We start from the raw sequence: 17,637 nt of genomic DNA on the forward strand, positions 1-17,637 counted from the left end.
AAATTGAAATTGACTAATGATCTAAAAAGATCATCTGTGAAATGACTCAAAAGAGTCATCTCTAAGATGCTCGCGTCCACTGTGTAGTTCTCAAAGTACGGGCGGTACCCTCCCCGCTGATCGCTGCTGCGACCACCAGAAAAGGCCCTGAGGTTGGTTGAACTCCCCGAAAGAAGCCCATCCGGTCCCTCAGGACCCAACAGCGTGCATGCCCCGTACCTTCACGAAAAACCGTTCCAACCGCAAGCGGCGTACTAACTTCTTCGATCTCCATACGGAGCCTCATCAAATGTTCCACCCATGAGCTAACCAGCAGAACACATTCGGTTCTGAACTGGCGCCTGGAAGACCGAAGCCTCCAGATGCTCCTTAGAAAGGAGGTGATCCAGCCGCACCTTCCGGTACGGCTACCTTGTTACGACTTAGTCCTAATTACCGATCCCACCTTCGACGGCTCCCTCCACAAGGGTTGGGCCACCGGCTTCAGGTGTTACCGACTTTCATGACTTGACGGGCGGTGTGTACAAGACCCGGGAACGTATTCACCGCAGCGTTGCTGATCTGCGATTACTAGCGACTCCGACTTCATGAGGTCGAGTTGCAGACCTCAATCCGAACTGGGACCGGCTTTTTGGGATTCGCTCCACCTCACGGTATTGCAGCCCATTGTACCGGCCATTGTAGCATGCGTGAAGCCCAAGACATAAGGGGCATGATGATTTGACGTCATCCCCACCTTCCTCCGAGTTGACCCCGGCAGTATCCCATGAGTTCCCACCATTACGTGCTGGCAACATAGAACGAGGGTTGCGCTCGTTGCGGGACTTAACCCAACATCTCACGACACGAGCTGACGACAACCATGCACCACCTGTATAGAGACCTTGCGGGGCGACTGTTTCCAGACGTTTCCTCTATATGTCAAGCCTTGGTAAGGTTCTTCGCGTTGCATCGAATTAATCCGCATGCTCCGCCGCTTGTGCGGGTCCCCGTCAATTCCTTTGAGTTTTAGCCTTGCGGCCGTACTCCCCAGGCGGGGAACTTAATGCGTTAGCTGCGTCACGGAATCCGTGGAATGGACCCCACAACTAGTTCCCAACGTTTACGGGGTGGACTACCAGGGTATCTAAGCCTGTTTGCTCCCCACCCTTTCGCTCCTCAGCGTCAGTTACGGCCCAGAGATCTGCCTTCGCCATCGGTGTTCCTCCTGATATCTGCGCATTCCACCGCTACACCAGGAATTCCAATCTCCCCTACCGCACTCTAGTCTGCCCGTACCCACTGCAGGCTGGAGGTTGAGCCTCCAGTTTTCACAGCAGACGCGACAAACCGCCTACGAGCTCTTTACGCCCAATAATTCCGGATAACGCTTGCGCCCTACGTATTACCGCGGCTGCTGGCACGTAGTTAGCCGGCGCTTTTTCTGCAGGTACCGTCACTTTCGCTTCTTCCCTGCTAAAAGAGGTTTACAACCCGAAGGCCGTCATCCCTCACGCGGCGTTGCTGCATCAGGCTTCCGCCCATTGTGCAATATTCCCCACTGCTGCCTCCCGTAGGAGTCTGGGCCGTGTCTCAGTCCCAGTGTGGCCGGTCACCCTCTCAGGCCGGCTACCCGTCGACGCCTTGGTGAGCCATTACCTCACCAACAAGCTGATAGGCCGCGAGCCCATCCCAGACCAAAAAATCTTTCCAACTGCTGAAGATGCCTTCGCAGCTCGTATCCAGTATTAGACGCCGTTTCCAGCGCTTATCCCAGAGTCCGGGGCAGGTTGCTCACGTGTTACTCACCCGTTCGCCACTGATCCACCAAGCAAGCTTGGCTTCACCGTTCGACTTGCATGTGTTAAGCACGCCGCCAGCGTTCATCCTGAGCCAGGATCAAACTCTCCGTAAAGAAAAAATGCATACATCAACCGGAAAAAGATCGACGCAGCGAGTTTGAACTGACCAAAACGATATTCATTGCTGACTATCCGTTCGCCAACCCCCAAAAAGAGGGCTGGACTTTGATCCAAAGGAATCTCACCCAACCAAAAAGGTCAGGACGAGGTTATTTGGCATTTGACAAGTGCACGCTGTTGAGTTCTCAAGGATCGGATGCACCCGACACCAGCCTCACAGCCAGCCACCAGGGCAACTTCTCAATCTTAGCTCTCCTGCAGTTTCTGTCAAATCGGCATCCTGTGAATCTGAACTCACAGATATGCACTCGACAGCTGGCGCCGGAGGCTCGTTTCCCTGCATCTCCTGACCTTTCGGCGGTGCTGCGGGGCAACCTCTCTACTCTAACCCACGCGGCGCCACGACCAAAACCACTCCCCCCTCGGGCGTGTCGCGCGAACGCTCCACCGGACGCACGGATGCTCTGGCCGGAGCGTCGGGCCTCGCGCTACGGAACGAGACCGGTCGCCCGCATTTGGGCGAGGAGGTAGGGCGCGATGCGCTCGGAGTACGCCACGGTGAGATGGGTTTGGTCGTACTTGGTCGGTATGGTCCCCGCGAATGCCGGGCAGACGTCCTCCCAGCAGCTGAAGGGCAGGGAGTCGATATACGTTCCGATCGCCGCGGCCGCATCGCTCATTTCTCGCCAGGTCGGGTCGATGGCGACCGCGCAATCGAATGGCGAGGAGCCCGGCCGGTAGCAGGCACTCAGGTTGGCACCCGATGGCGGCGGCGCCAACGTGATCGTGGGCACGCCATAGCTGGCCTCCTCGGCTGCCTGCGCAGCGATCAAGTCAGTCGCAGACAGGTCCTGTCCTGCCGTGGTGTGTCCGAGCGTGAAGATGTTTGACGTCACGACGACGGTCGGCTGATCGCGCACGATCGCGTCACGGACGAGCGCCTTTCTCGACTCGCAGGCTGCCATGACCGCGTCGTCGTCATTGTCGACCAACACATCGGTGAATCGGCATCCATACAGACCGATCGTGGTGGCGCGAATCGCTCCCCCGCTGTCCTCCGCGAGCGCACGGAATGCGGGCGCATACGCCATGGCCGTCGAATCGCCGACGAGGTAGATGTGGGTCGGGGCCGCGTCGTTGCCCCACGTGCACGATCCGAGATCGGGAGTGACCGAAGGGGAGAAGCAGTCACGCGCCGGGTTGGCAGCCGACCCGCGCATCATGACGTCATCGAGCGAGGGCGACAGCGCCGGCCATGCGGACGCCATCACGGCGGCCGCCACGTCTGCCTGGAGTTCGGCTGCGGCATCATCTGCCGTGACGGGCTCTTCGACGTTCGCACCGACGCCGATGACGGCTGTGGTGAACGACGGCTGGAGCACAAGGAGCACGGCGAGCGTCGCGGTCACCAGCCCCGCCCCCGCGAGGAAGACCTGGGCCCCGAACCGGGCCCGCCAGTCCGCGTAGGACGTAGACGCACGAGCCGAGGCGGACGTGAGGTCGGTGGGCTCGAGATTCGACACGGGCACGCGCGGCGCTGGCTCGATGACATGCGACGGGGTACCGACGGGGCGAGCCATCGGCGAAGCCGTCGGTCGCGGACTCCCCGGGTAGTACCGAGTGCCAGGAACCCACCCTGCCGGCCGGGTCGAGCCGACGGTCGGCGCCGCAACCGTCGGTGCTCCCACGCGCGGCATGTGCTCGGTGGGATCCGCCGGCGCCGACTGCGCACGCGGGAGATTACCTCCCAAGAAGGGCGCATGGCGCAGTGGTTGCTCGACGATGAAGAACGAAGCCAAGCCGATGATGGCAATGGCCGCGAGGACGATCCAGCTCGCAGCCTGCGATGCGGGCACGGCAGCAGCGGCGATCACGATCACCGGAAAATGCCACAGGTAGAGGGAGTAGGACGCGTCGCCGATGAAGACCGTGACGGGATTCGACAGCGGGAAGAGGTGTCGTTGTCGCGGACCACCGGAGCTCCCTCCGATCAGAATCAGGCCCGCAGCCGCGACCGGAAGCGCCGCCCACGGCGCGGGGAAGCCTTCGATAGCCGGATCGATCACCACGAACGACGCGCACACCCCGACGAGTCCGACCCAGCTCAGCGCCATCCCGATGCCGCGCGGCAGCCGCGCCAGCGCCGGAGCGGCAGCTGCGAGTGTCGCACCGAACGCAAGCTCCCATACTCGCGTGAAGGTCGAGAAGTAGGCGGACAAGGGATGATCGGCCGTCTCTCCCATGGCCCACGAGAACGAGGCGATCGCGAGCGCGAGCGACGTGACCCCCACCGCCCACCTTCCGCGCGCGGATCGAGCCGCCCTCCCCGCGAGCGCGAGCCAGACCAGCACGAGAAGCGCCGGCCACACGAGATAGAACTGTTCCTCGACAGAGAGTGACCAGAAGTTCTGGAGCGGTGACACCGGCGACGACGACTGGAAGTAGTCCGTCTGTTCTGCTGCGAAGCGCCAGTTCGACACCAGAAGCGCGGCCGAGATCGCGTCCCACAACGTTTGGTGAGCGCGGGCCGTGTTGAAGACCACGAAGGAGACAGCCGTCACGACGGCGAGCGTCACCAGTGCCGCCGGCAGAATACGGCGTGCGCGGCGTGCGTAGAAGCGCGGGAGCGACACGCGTCCGCGAACGGCTGCCTCTTCCAGCAACATCCGCGTGATCAAGAACCCTGAGATCACGAAGAACACATCCACCCCGACGAAGCCGCCTGCGGGCCAGCCGAGCGCGTGTGCGCCGATGACCGCGAGCACGGCGAGAGCGCGAAGCCCCTGGATATCGCGGCGGAACGGGATGGTGGTCGGCTGTGTGGTCATGTGAAGTCGCCGTCAAGCATATGGGAGCGTTCCCAGACACCTCCTGAACGCAGCTCGGGGTGCGCCTCCGCACGCCGGCCACCCCGCGTCCGGGGCCTCGGCCATTCGCGACGACAGCCACGCCCGTGCCCGGAAACGAAAGAAGAGGACCCCCTGAGGTCCTCTTCTTCGATCTGTAGCAGGAGCGGGGCTTGAACCCGCGACCTCACGATTATGAGTCGTGCGCTCTCACCAACTGAGCTACCCTGCCGCGAGGCATCCGCTGGAAACTGGATGCTGCGAGCCCCGAGTCAGGATTGAACTGACGACCCCTTCCTTACCATGGAAGTGCTCTGCCACTGAGCTATCGGGGCGAAGCCTGCTGAGCAGGCAACTAGAAGAGGATATCAGAGCGACGAGGGCCGCAAGAATCCTCGCGGCGATCACTCGCTGACGAGAATCCCGTCGGGCATCGTGACCACGGTGTCGGCGACGTTGTGCGCCGCCATCCAGGTGAGAGGCTCTGTCGGCGTCACACCGTTGAGCAGAATCTCGAAGTGCAGGTGGGGACCGGTCGAGTGCCCCGTCGTCCCCACGGTGCCGATGACATCGCCCACGTGGACGACATCGCCGACAGAAACCTGCAGCGAGCCGTACTGCATGTGCGCATAGTGACTCGAGACGACCTCGCCATCAACGATGTGGTCGATGATCACGTGCACGCCGTAGGAGGCGCCCGCCTCCGTCGCCACGCGCACCACGCCGTCGGCGATCGCGTGGATCTCCGCGCCCTCACCGCCGGGGATGAAGTCGACACCGGCATGGAGGTACCCCCAGCGGATGCCGAACCCGTCACTGATCGGAACACCGACAGGGAACGGATACTGCACAGCGGATGCCGTGTTGTTCGTGTAGAGATCTGAGGTGTCGCGCACACCGGACTCTGCCGCGATCTCGGCGAGCGAGACAGCGGCGTAGCCCTCGCTTCGCACCAGGTCGGTGGTCGTCGCCTCGGCGGGCGCGACGTAGGCCTGGATGTCTTCGCCGGTGCTGTCCTCGTCCGACGAGGTGAGCGCGACGATGGTGGTGACCGAAGTCGCGTCAGCGGCATTCGCCGCGGCGACGGCCTCGAGGGGGGTCGTCATCCCCACGGCGAGCAGTCCGACAGTGCCCATGACCCCGATGGAGAAGGATGTCGTCAGCAGCTTCTTGCCGGAGTTCTTCGTCGTACCCGATACGCGTCCGAAACGGGATCCGATCCGCCCACGCAGGCCGACGGCGGATGCATCCACGACGTCGACGACGTCACCGTCATCCGCCGAAGCCGTCTCGGCGATGACGCGCGCGGCAGTCTCGGCATCCACGACGATCGGCGACTCGACGGTCATCGCAAGCGCGCGGACCGCGGCCTCGAACTCGTCGAGCGCGGGCTCTGATGCGGCCGCAGGAGCAACCGACTCGGGTTCTACGACAGCGGGGCTGTCCGAGAGGGGGTCGCGGATCGCATCGATGACCGGCTCGGTCAGAACCTCGGCCAAGACGGCGTCGATCGGCTCGGTCGCGGGGGCCGACGCCAGACGACGTGCTTCGGCGGCGGCCTCAGCCGCTGCGAGGCGCGCAGCCCGGCGGCTGGACGCCCTCGGTGCGGCGGGCTCGACGTCCACATCTGCGGTGTTGTGGGCACGGGCGCGGTCACCGGCCTGCACAGGCACAGGAATGGTGGTGAGCGGTGCCGGGGCCTGGACGACGACGACCTCCGGGGTCGACTCCTCAGCCGCCTGCGCAGACAGGGAGGCGGTGCGGCGGGAACGTCGCGATGGCGCGCTCTCTGCCGCGGGGGAGTCGGATGTCACGGGTGGTTCGCTCTCGGTCGTCGGGTACGACACGGGGTCGGGGGGCACTTCTTACGTTCGTCCTCAGGCGTTTCGGGCGCCCGCGGCAAAAGTAACAATACGGTAAACGGTACTACGTCGCACCTGAGAAAACTGTGGACGCCCGGACATCACGGGAGCGCAACCACGACGAGGCGCTCGAACAGCCCCGGGCCGGCGGCGACGATGAGGGGTCGCCCGCGGTCATCCTCTTCCAGCAGCCCGAATCTCCCGCCCGCTTCCTCGACGATCAGCGCACCTGCCGCGTGATCCCACGGCTTGAGCCCGCGCTCGAAGTATCCATCGACACGTCCGGCGGCAACCGAGCACAGATCGAGGGATGCGGCACCGATGCGCCGCACGTCCCGCGCGATCGGCATGACGCGGGCCACGCGCGCGATGTCACCGGCGTGGGTGGCAGGGTCGTAGCCGAAGCCGGTGGCCAGGAGTGCGCCAGCGGGCGAGACCTCCGGCTCGACCTCGAGACGCCGGTCACCGAGCCATGCTCCCCCGCCCCTGGTCGCGCGGAACAGCTCGTCGATGGCGGGCGCGTAGACGACGCCTACCAGCGCCGTCCACTCCCCCGCGACCGGCGGCCCCGACACCGCGGCAATGCTCACCGCATACATCGGGATGCCGTACGCATAGTTGACGGTGCCGTCGATCGGGTCGACGACCCACGTGATGCCGCTCGTCCCCGGCTCGGCACCGGATTCCTCACCGAGGAAGCCGTCGCTCGGACGCGCGTCACGCAGTCGTTCGCGGATGAGGTCCTCGACCTCGCGATCCGCCTCGGTGACGATGTCGGCGAGCACGGACTTCGTCGCCGCGATCGATACGCCCTCCTCGCGCCGCTGCCGAGCCAGGGCGCCCGCCTCGCGAGCGATCGCGACAGCAAGCGCTTCCAGTGCCGGGATATCGGCGGTCACGCGTCCTTCCCCGGCTCGGAGGAGGAGGCGTCCTCTTCCTCGGGCGTTGCCTCAGCCAGGGGCTCGGTCGGGGCGGCGTCAGCTGGTGCCGCCTCCGCCACATCGCCCCCCGTCTCCGCCGCGACCGGCTCGGCGGCGACCGGCTCGGCGGGCAGGGATGCGAAGAGCATCGCCCCGGGGGTCGGGTGGCCCGTGTGGTACGCATTCCAGTCGGGGGTGCCATCGGGCATCATCGGCAGCGGCGTCAGCCCGTCGATGAACATCGGCCAGGGCGCAAGGCCAGAACCAGCGGATGCCGGAGCGGGCGCGGCATCCGTCGACGAAGCGACCAGGAGCGGACCGGGTCGCGCACCGAACAGCGCCGTGACCATGGGGATGATCGCGGTGCCGACCGCCGCGAGGATCGTGATCGCCACGACCACGCGCCAGTAGAAGTCGTAGAAGTAGACCCACTCATTGAAGACCAACGGCAAGATCAGCATGATCGCGAGGATCGCGACCAACCCAAGGGTGATCGGGGCGACCACGCGGGTGAAGGTGGAGGCGTACCGCCCGGCAGCCTTGAGGTACAGGCGCGCGTGCAGAAGGACGAGCTGGAGGATCAGGACCACCAGGAGGAAGCGCAGCAGTCGCTCGGCGGCGCCGAAGGGATCGAAGTCGTAGCCGTCCCACCGGTGGGCGGGCATCCAGATCAGCAGCAGGCCGATGATCAGCGCCACCGCCCACGAGATCGTGCTGGCCATGGCGAACCACGCGGGCCGCTTGTGTGCCAGCCGCGCCTCGAGAATCGCAATACCGCAGAAGCCCGCGAGCAACAGGATCGTGGCGAGCGCTCGCCCGATCGTGCCGTCGGAGGGGCCGATCAGCACCCACACGATGCACACGAACGCGGCGGCGATCAGTGCGGACAACGCGACCCAGATCACGGCCTGGGCGTGTGGTGGGCGTTCCGCGTACGCGGGAGTCTGCGGAGCAGGCGGCGCTGCAGGCGGCGGGGCATCGGGGGGCAGAGTGGTCACGGGCTCCTCCAGACGGGTGCGTGCTGGGGTCATCCTCGCATGCCGACCTATGTGATCGGCTGTGGATTCGGGACACTGTGGAGCGCGACGGAGCGCGGGTCCGGGGCGATTTCTGTGACCACCGCAGGGGAGGTAGTATTGCTGATCGCGCCTCCGGTCGACTGTACAAGCTGGGCGGGTGCGCCTTGGCAGGTTACCCAAGCGGCCAAAGGGATCTGACTGTAAATCAGCCGTCTTAGACTTCGGGGGTTCGAATCCCTCACCTGCCACTCTGAGTGAAAAGGGTCTCGCGACAGCGGGGCCCTTTTCAGTTCGATCGAGCGTTGCGGGTGTGAACCCTTGAGGGGCCCACGCCGTCAGGCAGGTCAGCGCGATCGGTTACGCGGTACACGACAGGTAGTACGTTCCGTTGCCGCCACCGTTGCCACCACCACCGTTGCCGTTTCCATTGCCGTTCCCATTGCCGTTGCCGTTCCCATTGCCATTCGCGTACGTGAGCCAGATGGAGCCGGTCGCATAGGTCGCCCACTGGCTGCCCGCAACGGACTGCTCGACGGTGATCGTCTTCTGTCCCAATCCGCTCTGCGTGTTGATCGTGGTGAGCGGGGTCTGGATCGAGGATGCGCCGAATCCCAGGGTCGTGTAGTAGCCGTTGTCTTGCGTTCCGATCAGGACGCCGTCGACCAAGATCCGATAGTCGGCCTCGGCCTCATACCCGGAGTTGACGGGCCAGCTGATCGTCATCCAATTCTGATTGCCACTGCACGTGGTCGCCAGGGGCTGCGAGGGCAACGGCGACCCGACGAGCGTGAAGGTAAAGCCCTGGTGGGCATTTCCGGAGTCACAGGTGGCGGTCGTCAAAAAGTTCGTGGAGCCGTAGAGGTTGGTTCCCAGGGCTGCGCACAGGCCGGTGCCGACGTTCTCAATGCGATAGGTGCCGTCACCACGCGCGATCACCTGCCAGCGCTGTGCGTCTGTGACGGCGGCGGTCGAGGTGGTGATTGGCGATCCCGTCGTCCACCGACTGTTGTCACTTCCGCCGTTGGTGGCGAAAGTGATCGTCCAGACGTTCTCTGCGACCGACGCAAGCCGCCACTGGTTCTGCCAGTCCGGCGTGCAGCTGTGCCCCGTGGCCGGGCCGGTCGTTCCACTGTTTGTGGTCGATATGAGACACGATGACACCGCGGGGAGGCTGATCGTGTATCGGCCAGCAGGGTTGGTGAAGAACAAGAGACCCTCGGCCACCTGCTGGATGATCGTGGTGCTCGACGAATCGACACGCCACCCCGCCTGGGTCGAGTACCGCAGCGCCGTCGTCGCGTCGATCTGGATGCCGTTGTCATCCAGCGCCTCTGCGTTCGCTTCGGTCATCGACGTCGTGACGCAGAGCGTGAGAGAGGCGCCGGCAGCGAGGGTCGTTGACGAACTGTCGTAGACGAAGTCGGTGGCGAGCGTTCCCGACTGCTCGGCGCCGAGCGGCACCGCGACGGTGCAGGCACCCGTGTTCGCAACGGTGCCGATTGCCACCGAGATCGCCGCGCCGAGTCCCGCGTTCGACGCATCGTGGGGCGAGAGCGTGACGAGGTACGACGCTTCGCGCGTTCCGGTGTTCTCGATGACGACCGCGGCCGCGCCCGCAAGCGTTCCCGCAACCGGGTCGTATGTCACCGCGAGGCCGGCATAGTTGCCTGTCGAAGTGATTCCGGTTGCCGCGGCTGACGCGCTGATATCCAGCCCGGCGATCGCGCGCCAGGCGGCAACGGCAGCTGTGACCACACCCATGCTGAGTGCGAGCACCAGGATGCCGGCGAATGCCGCCCGGGCGAACCGATACATGTGACGCCTATCTCTCCGGTTCAGTCGCGGCGAAAACCTCTTCGTTGTGGTTCCGCTCGCGACGCTTCTTGACGTAGCCGGACGTGAACATCCACCCCGCGTAGGCGAACAGCGCGACGGCAGCGCCGACGATCAGCCACGATCGGCCGAGGCCAGCGACCGCATTGTTGATCCATCCGAGCCACGGCAGCGAATACCAGACGCGCCCCATGACCTGGTCGGCGATGACAGGGTCCTCGTCGATCGTGCCGTTGTTGTCACCTTTGGTCGTGAAGCTCACGTCCCCGTTCGTCGACTGTGTGACGGCGACCACACGGTGTGTGACGTACGTCGCCTCTCCGGGAACGAGCTGGTACGTGATGACGTCGCCGATGCGGATGTCCTGTGGGTCGGTCGGAGTGACGACGAGCAGCGTGCCCGGCGGGTAGGTCGGTTCCATCGAGTTGGTGAGAACGGTGAGCGACACCGAGTTCGTCACAGCCGGAACCACGACGACGAGCGCAGCGACGGCGATGGCCAGTAGCAGGAGTCCGGCACTGATCCCCATCCCGAGGTAGCTCCAGATTCCCTTCTCCCTCTTACCGTCCTTGTCGACCGCTACCTTCTTCACGCTCTCGGAGGGCGCAACAGGCCGCGCGGTGGCGGGAGTCTCGGCGAAGGGGGCGGCATCCTCGAATGGGGGTGGAGGGGCGTCCCCCCGCGACGTCGCGGCTTCTTGCGCCTCGCGCTCGCGCTGCGCTCTCAGTTCTGCTCGGGTTTCGGCCATCAGTGCTCCCAGACGATGGTGCGGTCACGTGTACGAAGTTCGCGTTGTAGGTAGGTGAGGAGTGCGCCGACGGCGACAAAGCCGAACAGGAGCGCCCACCAGGCACCGAAGGTGCCGCTGTTCGGATAGAGAGGCGTACGACCGATGCCCTCACCCTGCGCGATCAGTCGCTCGCACTGATCCGCGAGACCGGCGCCGATGCGGCCACCACAGATGACCGGATCACGCGGATGCGGGCCGGCAGTCGTCGGCGCGGCGGCCGCGGCATCCTGCTCGGCGCCCTCGCGCGTGTTTTGGCCGAACACCTCGGTCGTGACCTCGCCGCCCACCTGAGCCGTATCCGTTCCGGTGGTCGCGCCTGGGGACGGTGGAATGGTGGGGCCACCCGCCGCGCCGCCCGGTGTAACCCCAGGCGCGACGGGGCAGTCTGCGGGAGTCCGTACCGCGACGACAGCCTCGGTCAGCTGCACCGTGAAGACGAGCTGAGCGGTCTTGTTCTGTGAGAGGGAACTGTTGATCGCGTCGAAGCTGAGAGAGGTGTCGATGTGGAGGGCTTGCCCGGGGGTCATGTAGCGCGCAGGAACGAGGGTGTAGCACTGCCCCCCTTCGATGAATGCGCGTCCGGACGTCGCACCGTCCAAGGCCACCGCCATCGTCAGCGCGTACTGGGGGAAGCTCACTTCCAGACCGTTCATCCGCAGCGAGACCCATGCGTTCGTGTCGCTGTTGTTCTTGACCCAGAAATCGGCGTCGAGGGAATCGCCGGGGACGATTCGCGTGCCCGAAGGGAAAAGAGGGTCGGTGAGGCTCGGTCCCCAGCTCACACCGTCGTTGCTGAGCAAGATGTTGCCACTCCCCTCGTCGGCCACTGCCATTGCCGGCGACGCCGTGAGCGTCGTCAGCGCGATGCCGATCGCTGCTGTGCTGAGCGCCCATCGCGGTCTCATTGTTGGTCTCCTGCCACGATCTGATCGCCCGTCACTGTGGCGATCGCGGTCAGGGTTTCGCTGGGCTGTACGCCGTCAAGCGCGGTCACCTCCACGCAGAGGTTGCGGCTGTGACCGATCGTGACGGTACCGAGATCGACGGGCGTGCCCGCGGTGACAGCAGGTGTCGACAGCACCGCGCCGCAGGCGGTGTCGGTGATCTCGAAGCGGACCTCGAAGTTCGTGGGCGTGACGTCGAGCACGGCGGAGATGTCGAGGTCGACATCTCCGCCGTTGGTCATCGTGAGCTGCTGGACGACGCGCTCCCCCGGCAGCCTGTTGGTGATGTCGTTGAGGGTGCCGGTGATCTGCATATCGATCGTGCCCGAGACAACCGCGCCGGCGTTGAGGGTGACGCCGTCCTGCCAGAGTGCCGTGGTAGAGCCAGCAGTCAGGATGCCGAGGAGGGAGGCCGAGACCGCTGTGGCACCCGCGAGGCTCATGGCCTGCCGTGCCGTGCGCTGAGTCTGGGGCTTCGCGTGTGCCCCGAGGCGATCCGCGCTGTATCGACCGGTCATGATTCCACCCCCTCGCTGTGCGGCGAACTCCCTACGTCAGTTGGCTGAAGCGGGTGATACCGGAGACTCACACGCCCCGGCATCACCCGCGGGGTCGGTACTCACCCGACGAGAACGACCTGGTTGACGTTGATCGCGGCTTCCGCCAGGTTCTGCGTCACCGACTGATCGTCGGTGTTGTCTGCATCGAAGCTGACCGGCACGCCCGTCAGGAAGGTCGTGGTGACGACCTCGTCAGCGGCATCCACGTTGTACACGGTGTCGTTCTCGGCGACGCCGGTGAACTGACCGCTCGCCGCCGTGATCGAGGTGAGAGGAGTGACCGCGTCTTCCTCGAGCACAGTGATCCCCACCGTGAAGCCATCGGCAGCGGCATCTCCTCCGAGTGTGCTGTCCACGGTGAAGTACAGGTCTCCACCTTCGGCGGTCAGACCGACCTCGGCGATGAAGATCAGTTCGTCCTCCGGGACGATCGTCCACGTCGTCATGTCGATGGCGTCGGTGAGCGGGTCATAGTCAGCGAGGTCTTGCCCGTCGACGTATCGGTACCACTCGCCATCGACGGACGCGTCCGACAACTCAAGTTGACCTGAGGTGACGGATGTCGCGGTGAGAGTCGTCGAGCTCTGCCACAGCGCGAACGTGCCGCCGCCGCCGAGGAGGAGGATGGTTGCCGCTCCGACGGCGATGCCTGCCTTTGCATTGCGATTCATTGTCTTGCCTTCCCTAGATGTGTGATCGCTCACGGGGGACGACTTCCGGACTTCGCTGTCCCTCCGACACTCGGGAAGCTACGCCCGGCAGCGCAAGGCACAATCAGCACGGCACAAGGGCTCTGTGAGGTTCCGCAGAGACGAACCTCAGCAGAACCTCAACGCCAGCGCAAGAAAAGCTCAAGATTCGGAGTTGTGGGGAAAAATATCCCTTTTACCAGGCCTTTTTGGATTCGACCAACTCGCCCGTCAGCTGCCGGCAACCTCAAGATCTGCTGAATGCACCTCTGCCAGCGACCGCAGAAGAGCACCAGCGACGCGGCAGGTGGCGGCCGCGGCATCCATCGCCGCCTCCAACACATGCCCCCACTCCGCCAGCGATGCGGGAGTCGTCCGCACGAGCTCCGCGACCGCCGCGGCGAGCGTCGCATCACCCGCGCCCATCGTGTCGACGATCGGGAGCGATAGCGGGGTCGCGGGCCGGGAGATCTCTCCGTCGTCCACGACGATCGTCGCGCCGGCGGCGCCGCGGGTCACCAGCACGGCCTGTGCACCCGCCTCGCGCAGGCGCGCCGCCGCAACGTCGACATCCTCACCCCAGAGCATCGCGGCATCGTCATCACCGATCTTCACGAGGTCCGCACCACCCGCACAATGCAGGAGTCCCGCGGCGAAGGCGTCCCGGTCCCGGAGGAGCCCCCACCGCGGGTTGGGGTCGACGATCAGCGGCGAACCGGCCTCACGGACCGCTCGGAGGAGGGCATCTTCCTGCTCCTCATCGTCGAACGGGTACGAACTGACGACGATCGCGGGGGCATCGGCCATCACTCGCCGCTCTGTCTCGCCGAACTCAACGCGCCGCGCGACGGCGGCGCTGTTGAAGGAGTACGTCGGTTCTCCGTCGGCGCGGACACTCACCGCGCGGCCGGACTCCTGCGTTGTGCAGGCGAGCAGCTCCACCCCGTGGTCGGCGAGGGCGGTGCGGATGCGGACGCCGGACTCATCATCCCCGACCATCGCGATCAGCGTCGCGGGCACCCCCAGGCGTTGGAGGCCCACGGCGACGTTGAGACCCGCTCCCCCGACGAACTCGCGCACACCGTTCTCGTCGCGCAGCTCGTCGATGAGGGCGTCTCCGATGACGACGACACGGTTCATACCCCTGACTCTCCCGCCGCCCTGGCGGCACCCACCACGATCGTCACGCCGCCTCCTCAAGGACCCGGGCGACGAAGGCCTCGGTGCGGCGGCGCGTGCCGTCGATGCGCATGTCCACGCTCGCGCGGATCTCGCTGGGCGCAAGGGGCGCCGCCAACCGAACGTTGTCGTGGCAGGACAAGTCGACGCAGATGTAGGTACCGACACTGTCGCCCTGCTTGCCGGCATCCCCGGCCTTGCGTGCGGTGAAGAGGGACACCTGGTTGCCGGGCTGCATTGTGTGGCAGAGGTTGCACATACCCGACCGCGCCCGGGACGAGGAGTCCGCGGCGCGCACGACGATGCCCGTGGGCTGGCCGTCGACCTCGGCCACGAGGTAGCCGCGCCCGCGGAACTCCGGGTCGCGCCACGCGAGGAAATCGAGGTGATACCAGTCCGTCGTCATGGCCTTCAGCGGCATGTCGATGCGGCTGAGTTCGTCGGGAGCGGCGTTGACGAACACCGCGCGCAGTTCTTCCTGAGTGAGCGAATGCATGGCACCTCCGTCTCCCCAGTCTAGAAACGCCCGCGCGCCCTAGACTCGGGGGATGGCTGATTCCTCTTTTGACATCGTCTCGAAGGTCGACCACCAGGAGGCCGACAACGCCCTCAACCAGGCTCGCAAAGAGGTCGAGCAGCGCTACGACTTCAAGGGCACCGGCGCCTCGATCGAGTGGAGCGGCGAGCAGATCCTCATCAAGGCGAACAGTGAAGAGCGCGCCAAGGCCGTGCTGGATGTCTTCCAGTCCAAGCTCATCAAGCGTGGGATTTCGCTGAAGAGCCTCGAGTCGGGCGAGCCGACCGCCTCCGGCAAGGAGTACCGCATCGGCTCCTCCCTCAAGGACGGCATCTCGCAGGAGAACGCCAAGAAGATCAGCAAGATCATCCGCGACGAGGGCCCCAAGGGCGTGAAGTCGCAGATCCAAGGCGACGAGCTGCGCGTGCAGTCCAAGAGCCGCGACGACCTGCAGGACGTCATCCGACTGCTGAAAGCCGCAGACCTGGATGTCGACCTGCAATTCGTGAATTACCGCTGACACGCATGGTCGCCGAAGACGCCGCTGCGGCTGCGGACGACCGCTCGGCCGCGATGCATGCGGCCTGGGAAGAGCGGTACGCCGCCGCAGACCGTGTGTGGTCTGGGCGGGTGAATGCCGCTGTCGCGGCAACGGTGGCTGGCATGGCGCCGGGGACGGCGCTCGACATCGGGTCGGGAGAGGGCGGCGATGTGCTGTGGCTCGCCGAGCACGGATGGCACGCGACCGGTCTGGATGTCTCCCCCACCGCAGTCCGACGGGCGGGCGAACTCGCAGCTGAGCGCGGACTGACGGCGACGTTCGTGGTCGGTGACGGTGCGGCATCCATCGACGGCGCGTTCGACCTCGTGCTCGCGAGTTTCCTGCACTCGTGGGACCCGGAGTTTCCCCGCATCAGGCTGTTGCGCGATGCCGCGGACCGCGTCGCGCCCGGTGGGCGGTTGCTGGTGCTGTCGCACGCCGCTCCGCCTCCCTGGTCGCGCCATGCGCACGACGACGGCGTACGACTGCTCACACCCGAGCAGGAGCTCGAGCTGCTCGCACTCGACCCGAGCGTCTGGGAGACGGAACTCTGCGAGGTCCGCCCACGCGAGGCGACCGGCCCCGACGGCCAGGCCGCGACGCTCGAGGACGGGATCCTCCTGCTGCGTCGGTCCGCCTAGCGTCGGCGAACCCGCGGCTCAGATCGTCGCGACGTCGATGACGAAGCGGTAGCGCACGTCTGAGCTCAGCACGCGCTCGTAGGCGTCGTTGATCTGCTCGGCCGAGATCATTTCCGTCTCGGGGACGATCCCGTGCTCGGCGCAGAAGTCGAGCATCTCCTGGGTCTCGGCGATCGATCCGATCGTAGATCCGGCGAACGAACGGCGGTTGTTGAAGAGCGTGAACACCTGGATCGGCAGCGGCTCGGGCGGAGCACCGACGTTGACCATCGTGCCGTCCAGGCGCAGGAGCCCGAGGTAGGCATCCAACTTCAGCGGCGCACTGACGGTGTTGATGATGAGGTCAAAGGTGTTTGCGAGCTCCGCGAACGTGGCCGGGTCGCTCGTCGCGTAATAGTGGCTCGCACCGAAGCGCAGACCGTCCTCGTGCTTTGACAGTGTTTGCGAGAGAACGGTGACTTCGGCGCCCATGGCGGCCGCGATCTTCACCGCCATGTGCCCGAGGCCACCCATGCCGACGACGGCGACCTTCTTGCCGGGGCCGGCGTTCCAGTGGGCGAGCGGCGAGTAGGTCGTGATTCCCGCGCACAGGAGAGGAGCGACGGCGTCGTACGGCAGGCTCTCGGGGATGTCGAGCACGAAGTCCTGATCGACGACAACGTGCGTCGCGTAGCCGCCCTGGGTGATCGTGCCGTCTCGGTCGACGGAACCGTAGGTCTGGGTGCAGACATTGAGGCAGTAGTTCTCCATCCCTGCCTGGCAGTTCTCGCACTCGCGGCAGGAGTTGACCATGCAGCCCACGCCGACCCGGTCGCCGACCGCGAACTTCGTGACCTCGGAGCCGATCTCGATGACCTCACCGGCGATCTCGTGGCCGACGACCTGCGGGTAGGTGATGGCGCCCCACTCCCCGCGCACAGTGTGGATGTCGGAGTGGCAGATTCCGGCGTAGCAAATGGCGATGAGGACGTCGGTCGGACCGGTCTCACGGCGCTCGATCGTGATCGGGACGAGCGGTTCGGTGGCGGAGGTGGCGGCGTATGCGGCGACAGTGGGCATGAGTCTGATTCTGCCGTGGATGCCGGGGGCGAGGGTCGTCGGGGCGAAACGGTCGCCGGTGATTCTGTTCCGGGGGGCGGGTATTCCTCCCCGAAAAGGAATTATGCGAGTTTTCCAGCGAGGGGCCGATTTCCCGTTTCAATGTCGGACCCCCTTGTCAGAATTGACACATGATTTCGAGCGGGGTGGTGGAATACAGCGAGGCGGAGGCCGCCGAGCTGGAGTCGCTTGTTGCCGCGTTCGAAGAAGCCGAAACTGTGTTGGCTGCGGCGGAGGTCGCGCGGTCGCGGGCGCTGGCGCGGGCGGGGCGGTTGGCGCGGGAGATGGCTGCGAGCA

14 protein-coding genes, 3 tRNA genes and 1 rRNA gene are annotated in these 17,637 nt (G+C 65.2%); 3 read left to right on the forward strand and 15 right to left on the reverse strand.

Features of this window, described 5'->3' with window-relative positions; genetic code table 11:
* Positions 1 to 373: 373 nt before the first annotated feature.
* The 7 genes from ABD206_RS08420 to ABD206_RS08450 form a co-directional block, all read right to left on the reverse strand.
* Positions 374 to 1,894: ribosomal RNA gene (locus ABD206_RS08420) — 16S ribosomal RNA — on the reverse strand.
* Between the two features lie 495 nt (positions 1,895 to 2,389).
* On the reverse strand, positions 2,390 to 4,729 hold the full coding sequence (locus ABD206_RS08425) for an acyltransferase family protein (RefSeq protein WP_344071332.1): 2,340 nt from the start codon (positions 4,727 to 4,729) through the stop codon (positions 2,390 to 2,392).
* A 176-nt stretch (positions 4,730 to 4,905) separates the two neighbouring features.
* Positions 4,906 to 4,979: transfer RNA gene (locus ABD206_RS08430), tRNA-Met, on the reverse strand.
* Positions 4,980 to 5,010: 31 nt separating this feature from the next.
* Positions 5,011 to 5,082, reverse strand: a tRNA-Thr gene (locus ABD206_RS08435).
* Positions 5,083 to 5,151: 69 nt separating this feature from the next.
* Positions 5,152 to 6,561 carry a M23 family metallopeptidase gene (locus tag ABD206_RS08440; protein ID WP_344071334.1) on the reverse strand — a complete coding sequence of 470 codons (1,410 nt, stop codon included), beginning with the start codon at positions 6,559 to 6,561 and terminating at the stop codon, positions 5,152 to 5,154.
* A 149-nt stretch (positions 6,562 to 6,710) separates the two neighbouring features.
* Positions 6,711 to 7,508 carry an inositol monophosphatase family protein gene (locus tag ABD206_RS08445; protein WP_344071336.1) on the reverse strand — a complete coding sequence of 266 codons (798 nt, stop codon included), beginning with the start codon at positions 7,506 to 7,508 and terminating at the stop codon, positions 6,711 to 6,713.
* A complete protein-coding gene (locus ABD206_RS08450; RefSeq protein ID WP_344071338.1) occupies positions 7,505 to 8,527 on the reverse strand; it encodes a hypothetical protein in 1,023 nt (340 codons plus the stop codon). The genes ABD206_RS08445 and ABD206_RS08450 overlap by 4 nt, the downstream gene beginning before the upstream one ends.
* A 187-nt stretch (positions 8,528 to 8,714) precedes the next feature.
* Between ABD206_RS08450 and ABD206_RS08455 the strand changes: the two genes are divergently transcribed.
* Positions 8,715 to 8,796 (forward strand) — tRNA-Tyr (locus ABD206_RS08455).
* Between the two features lie 109 nt (positions 8,797 to 8,905).
* Here ABD206_RS08455 and ABD206_RS08460 read toward each other — a convergent pair.
* The 7 genes from ABD206_RS08460 to ABD206_RS08490 all read right to left on the reverse strand — a co-directional run bounded on the left by ABD206_RS08460 (position 8,906) and on the right by ABD206_RS08490 (position 15,039).
* Entirely contained in the window at positions 8,906 to 10,363 is a 1,458-nt protein-coding gene (locus ABD206_RS08460; protein ID WP_344071340.1) for an RICIN domain-containing protein, read from the reverse strand.
* A 7-nt stretch (positions 10,364 to 10,370) separates the two neighbouring features.
* Positions 10,371 to 11,129 (reverse strand): signal peptidase I, encoded by a 759-nt coding sequence (locus ABD206_RS08465; protein ID WP_344071342.1) that lies wholly within the window; start codon positions 11,127 to 11,129, stop codon positions 10,371 to 10,373.
* Complete coding sequence (locus ABD206_RS08470; protein ID WP_344071345.1) at positions 11,129 to 12,076, reverse strand: hypothetical protein; 948 nt, start codon at positions 12,074 to 12,076, stop codon at positions 11,129 to 11,131. Before ABD206_RS08470 ends, ABD206_RS08465 begins: the two co-directional genes overlap by 1 nt.
* Positions 12,073 to 12,633 (reverse strand): TasA family protein, encoded by a 561-nt coding sequence (locus tag ABD206_RS08475; RefSeq protein WP_344071347.1) that lies wholly within the window; start codon positions 12,631 to 12,633, stop codon positions 12,073 to 12,075. The genes ABD206_RS08470 and ABD206_RS08475 overlap by 4 nt, the downstream gene beginning before the upstream one ends.
* A 101-nt stretch (positions 12,634 to 12,734) precedes the next feature.
* Entirely contained in the window at positions 12,735 to 13,346 is a 612-nt protein-coding gene (locus tag ABD206_RS08480) for an alternate-type signal peptide domain-containing protein (RefSeq protein WP_344071349.1), read from the reverse strand.
* Between the two features lie 249 nt (positions 13,347 to 13,595).
* On the reverse strand, positions 13,596 to 14,504 hold the full coding sequence (locus tag ABD206_RS08485) for a carbohydrate kinase family protein (protein ID WP_344071351.1): 909 nt from the start codon (positions 14,502 to 14,504) through the stop codon (positions 13,596 to 13,598).
* Positions 14,505 to 14,547: 43 nt separating this feature from the next.
* On the reverse strand, positions 14,548 to 15,039 hold the full coding sequence (locus tag ABD206_RS08490; RefSeq protein WP_344071354.1) for an FBP domain-containing protein: 492 nt from the start codon (positions 15,037 to 15,039) through the stop codon (positions 14,548 to 14,550).
* 52 nt (positions 15,040 to 15,091) lie between these two features.
* Between ABD206_RS08490 and ABD206_RS08495 the strand changes: the two genes are divergently transcribed.
* Together ABD206_RS08495 and ABD206_RS08500 are read left to right on the forward strand one after the other, a co-directional pair.
* Positions 15,092 to 15,580 carry a YajQ family cyclic di-GMP-binding protein gene (locus ABD206_RS08495; protein ID WP_344071356.1) on the forward strand — a complete coding sequence of 163 codons (489 nt, stop codon included), beginning with the start codon at positions 15,092 to 15,094 and terminating at the stop codon, positions 15,578 to 15,580.
* 5 nt (positions 15,581 to 15,585) lie between these two features.
* The gene (locus ABD206_RS08500; RefSeq protein WP_344071358.1) at positions 15,586 to 16,242 is read left to right on the forward strand and encodes a class I SAM-dependent methyltransferase; all 657 of its coding nucleotides are present in this window, start codon (positions 15,586 to 15,588) and stop codon (positions 16,240 to 16,242) included.
* A gap of 18 nt (positions 16,243 to 16,260) precedes the next feature.
* Here the strand turns inward: ABD206_RS08500 and ABD206_RS08505 are convergent, their stop codons facing one another.
* Positions 16,261 to 17,301, reverse strand: coding sequence for an NAD(P)-dependent alcohol dehydrogenase (locus tag ABD206_RS08505; RefSeq protein ID WP_344071359.1), 1,041 nt, complete (start codon positions 17,299 to 17,301; stop codon positions 16,261 to 16,263).
* Positions 17,302 to 17,637 lie beyond the last annotated feature (336 nt).

This window comes from Microbacterium sediminicola (assembly GCF_039531125.1).
GTDB classification, from domain to species: Bacteria; Actinomycetota; Actinomycetes; order Actinomycetales; family Microbacteriaceae; genus Microbacterium; species Microbacterium sediminicola.

Coding starts and splice junctions, on each gene's coding strand:
- ABD206_RS08495 (WP_344071356.1), top strand. CDS start 15,092: ATGGCTGATTCCTCTTTTGACATCGTCTCGAAGGTCGACCACCAGGAG.
- ABD206_RS08470 (WP_344071345.1), bottom strand. CDS start 12,076: ATGAGACCGCGATGGGCGCTCAGCACAGCAGCGATCGGCATCGCGCTG.
- ABD206_RS08485 (WP_344071351.1), bottom strand. CDS start 14,504: ATGAACCGTGTCGTCGTCATCGGAGACGCCCTCATCGACGAGCTGCGC.
- ABD206_RS08500 (WP_344071358.1), top strand. CDS start 15,586: ATGGTCGCCGAAGACGCCGCTGCGGCTGCGGACGACCGCTCGGCCGCG.
- ABD206_RS08465 (WP_344071342.1), bottom strand. CDS start 11,129: ATGGCCGAAACCCGAGCAGAACTGAGAGCGCAGCGCGAGCGCGAGGCG.
- ABD206_RS08480 (WP_344071349.1), bottom strand. CDS start 13,346: ATGAATCGCAATGCAAAGGCAGGCATCGCCGTCGGAGCGGCAACCATC.
- ABD206_RS08460 (WP_344071340.1), bottom strand. CDS start 10,363: ATGTATCGGTTCGCCCGGGCGGCATTCGCCGGCATCCTGGTGCTCGCA.
- ABD206_RS08425 (WP_344071332.1), bottom strand. CDS start 4,729: ATGACCACACAGCCGACCACCATCCCGTTCCGCCGCGATATCCAGGGG.
- ABD206_RS08505 (WP_344071359.1), bottom strand. CDS start 17,301: ATGCCCACTGTCGCCGCATACGCCGCCACCTCCGCCACCGAACCGCTC.
- ABD206_RS08475 (WP_344071347.1), bottom strand. CDS start 12,633: ATGACCGGTCGATACAGCGCGGATCGCCTCGGGGCACACGCGAAGCCC.
- ABD206_RS08490 (WP_344071354.1), bottom strand. CDS start 15,039: ATGCATTCGCTCACTCAGGAAGAACTGCGCGCGGTGTTCGTCAACGCC.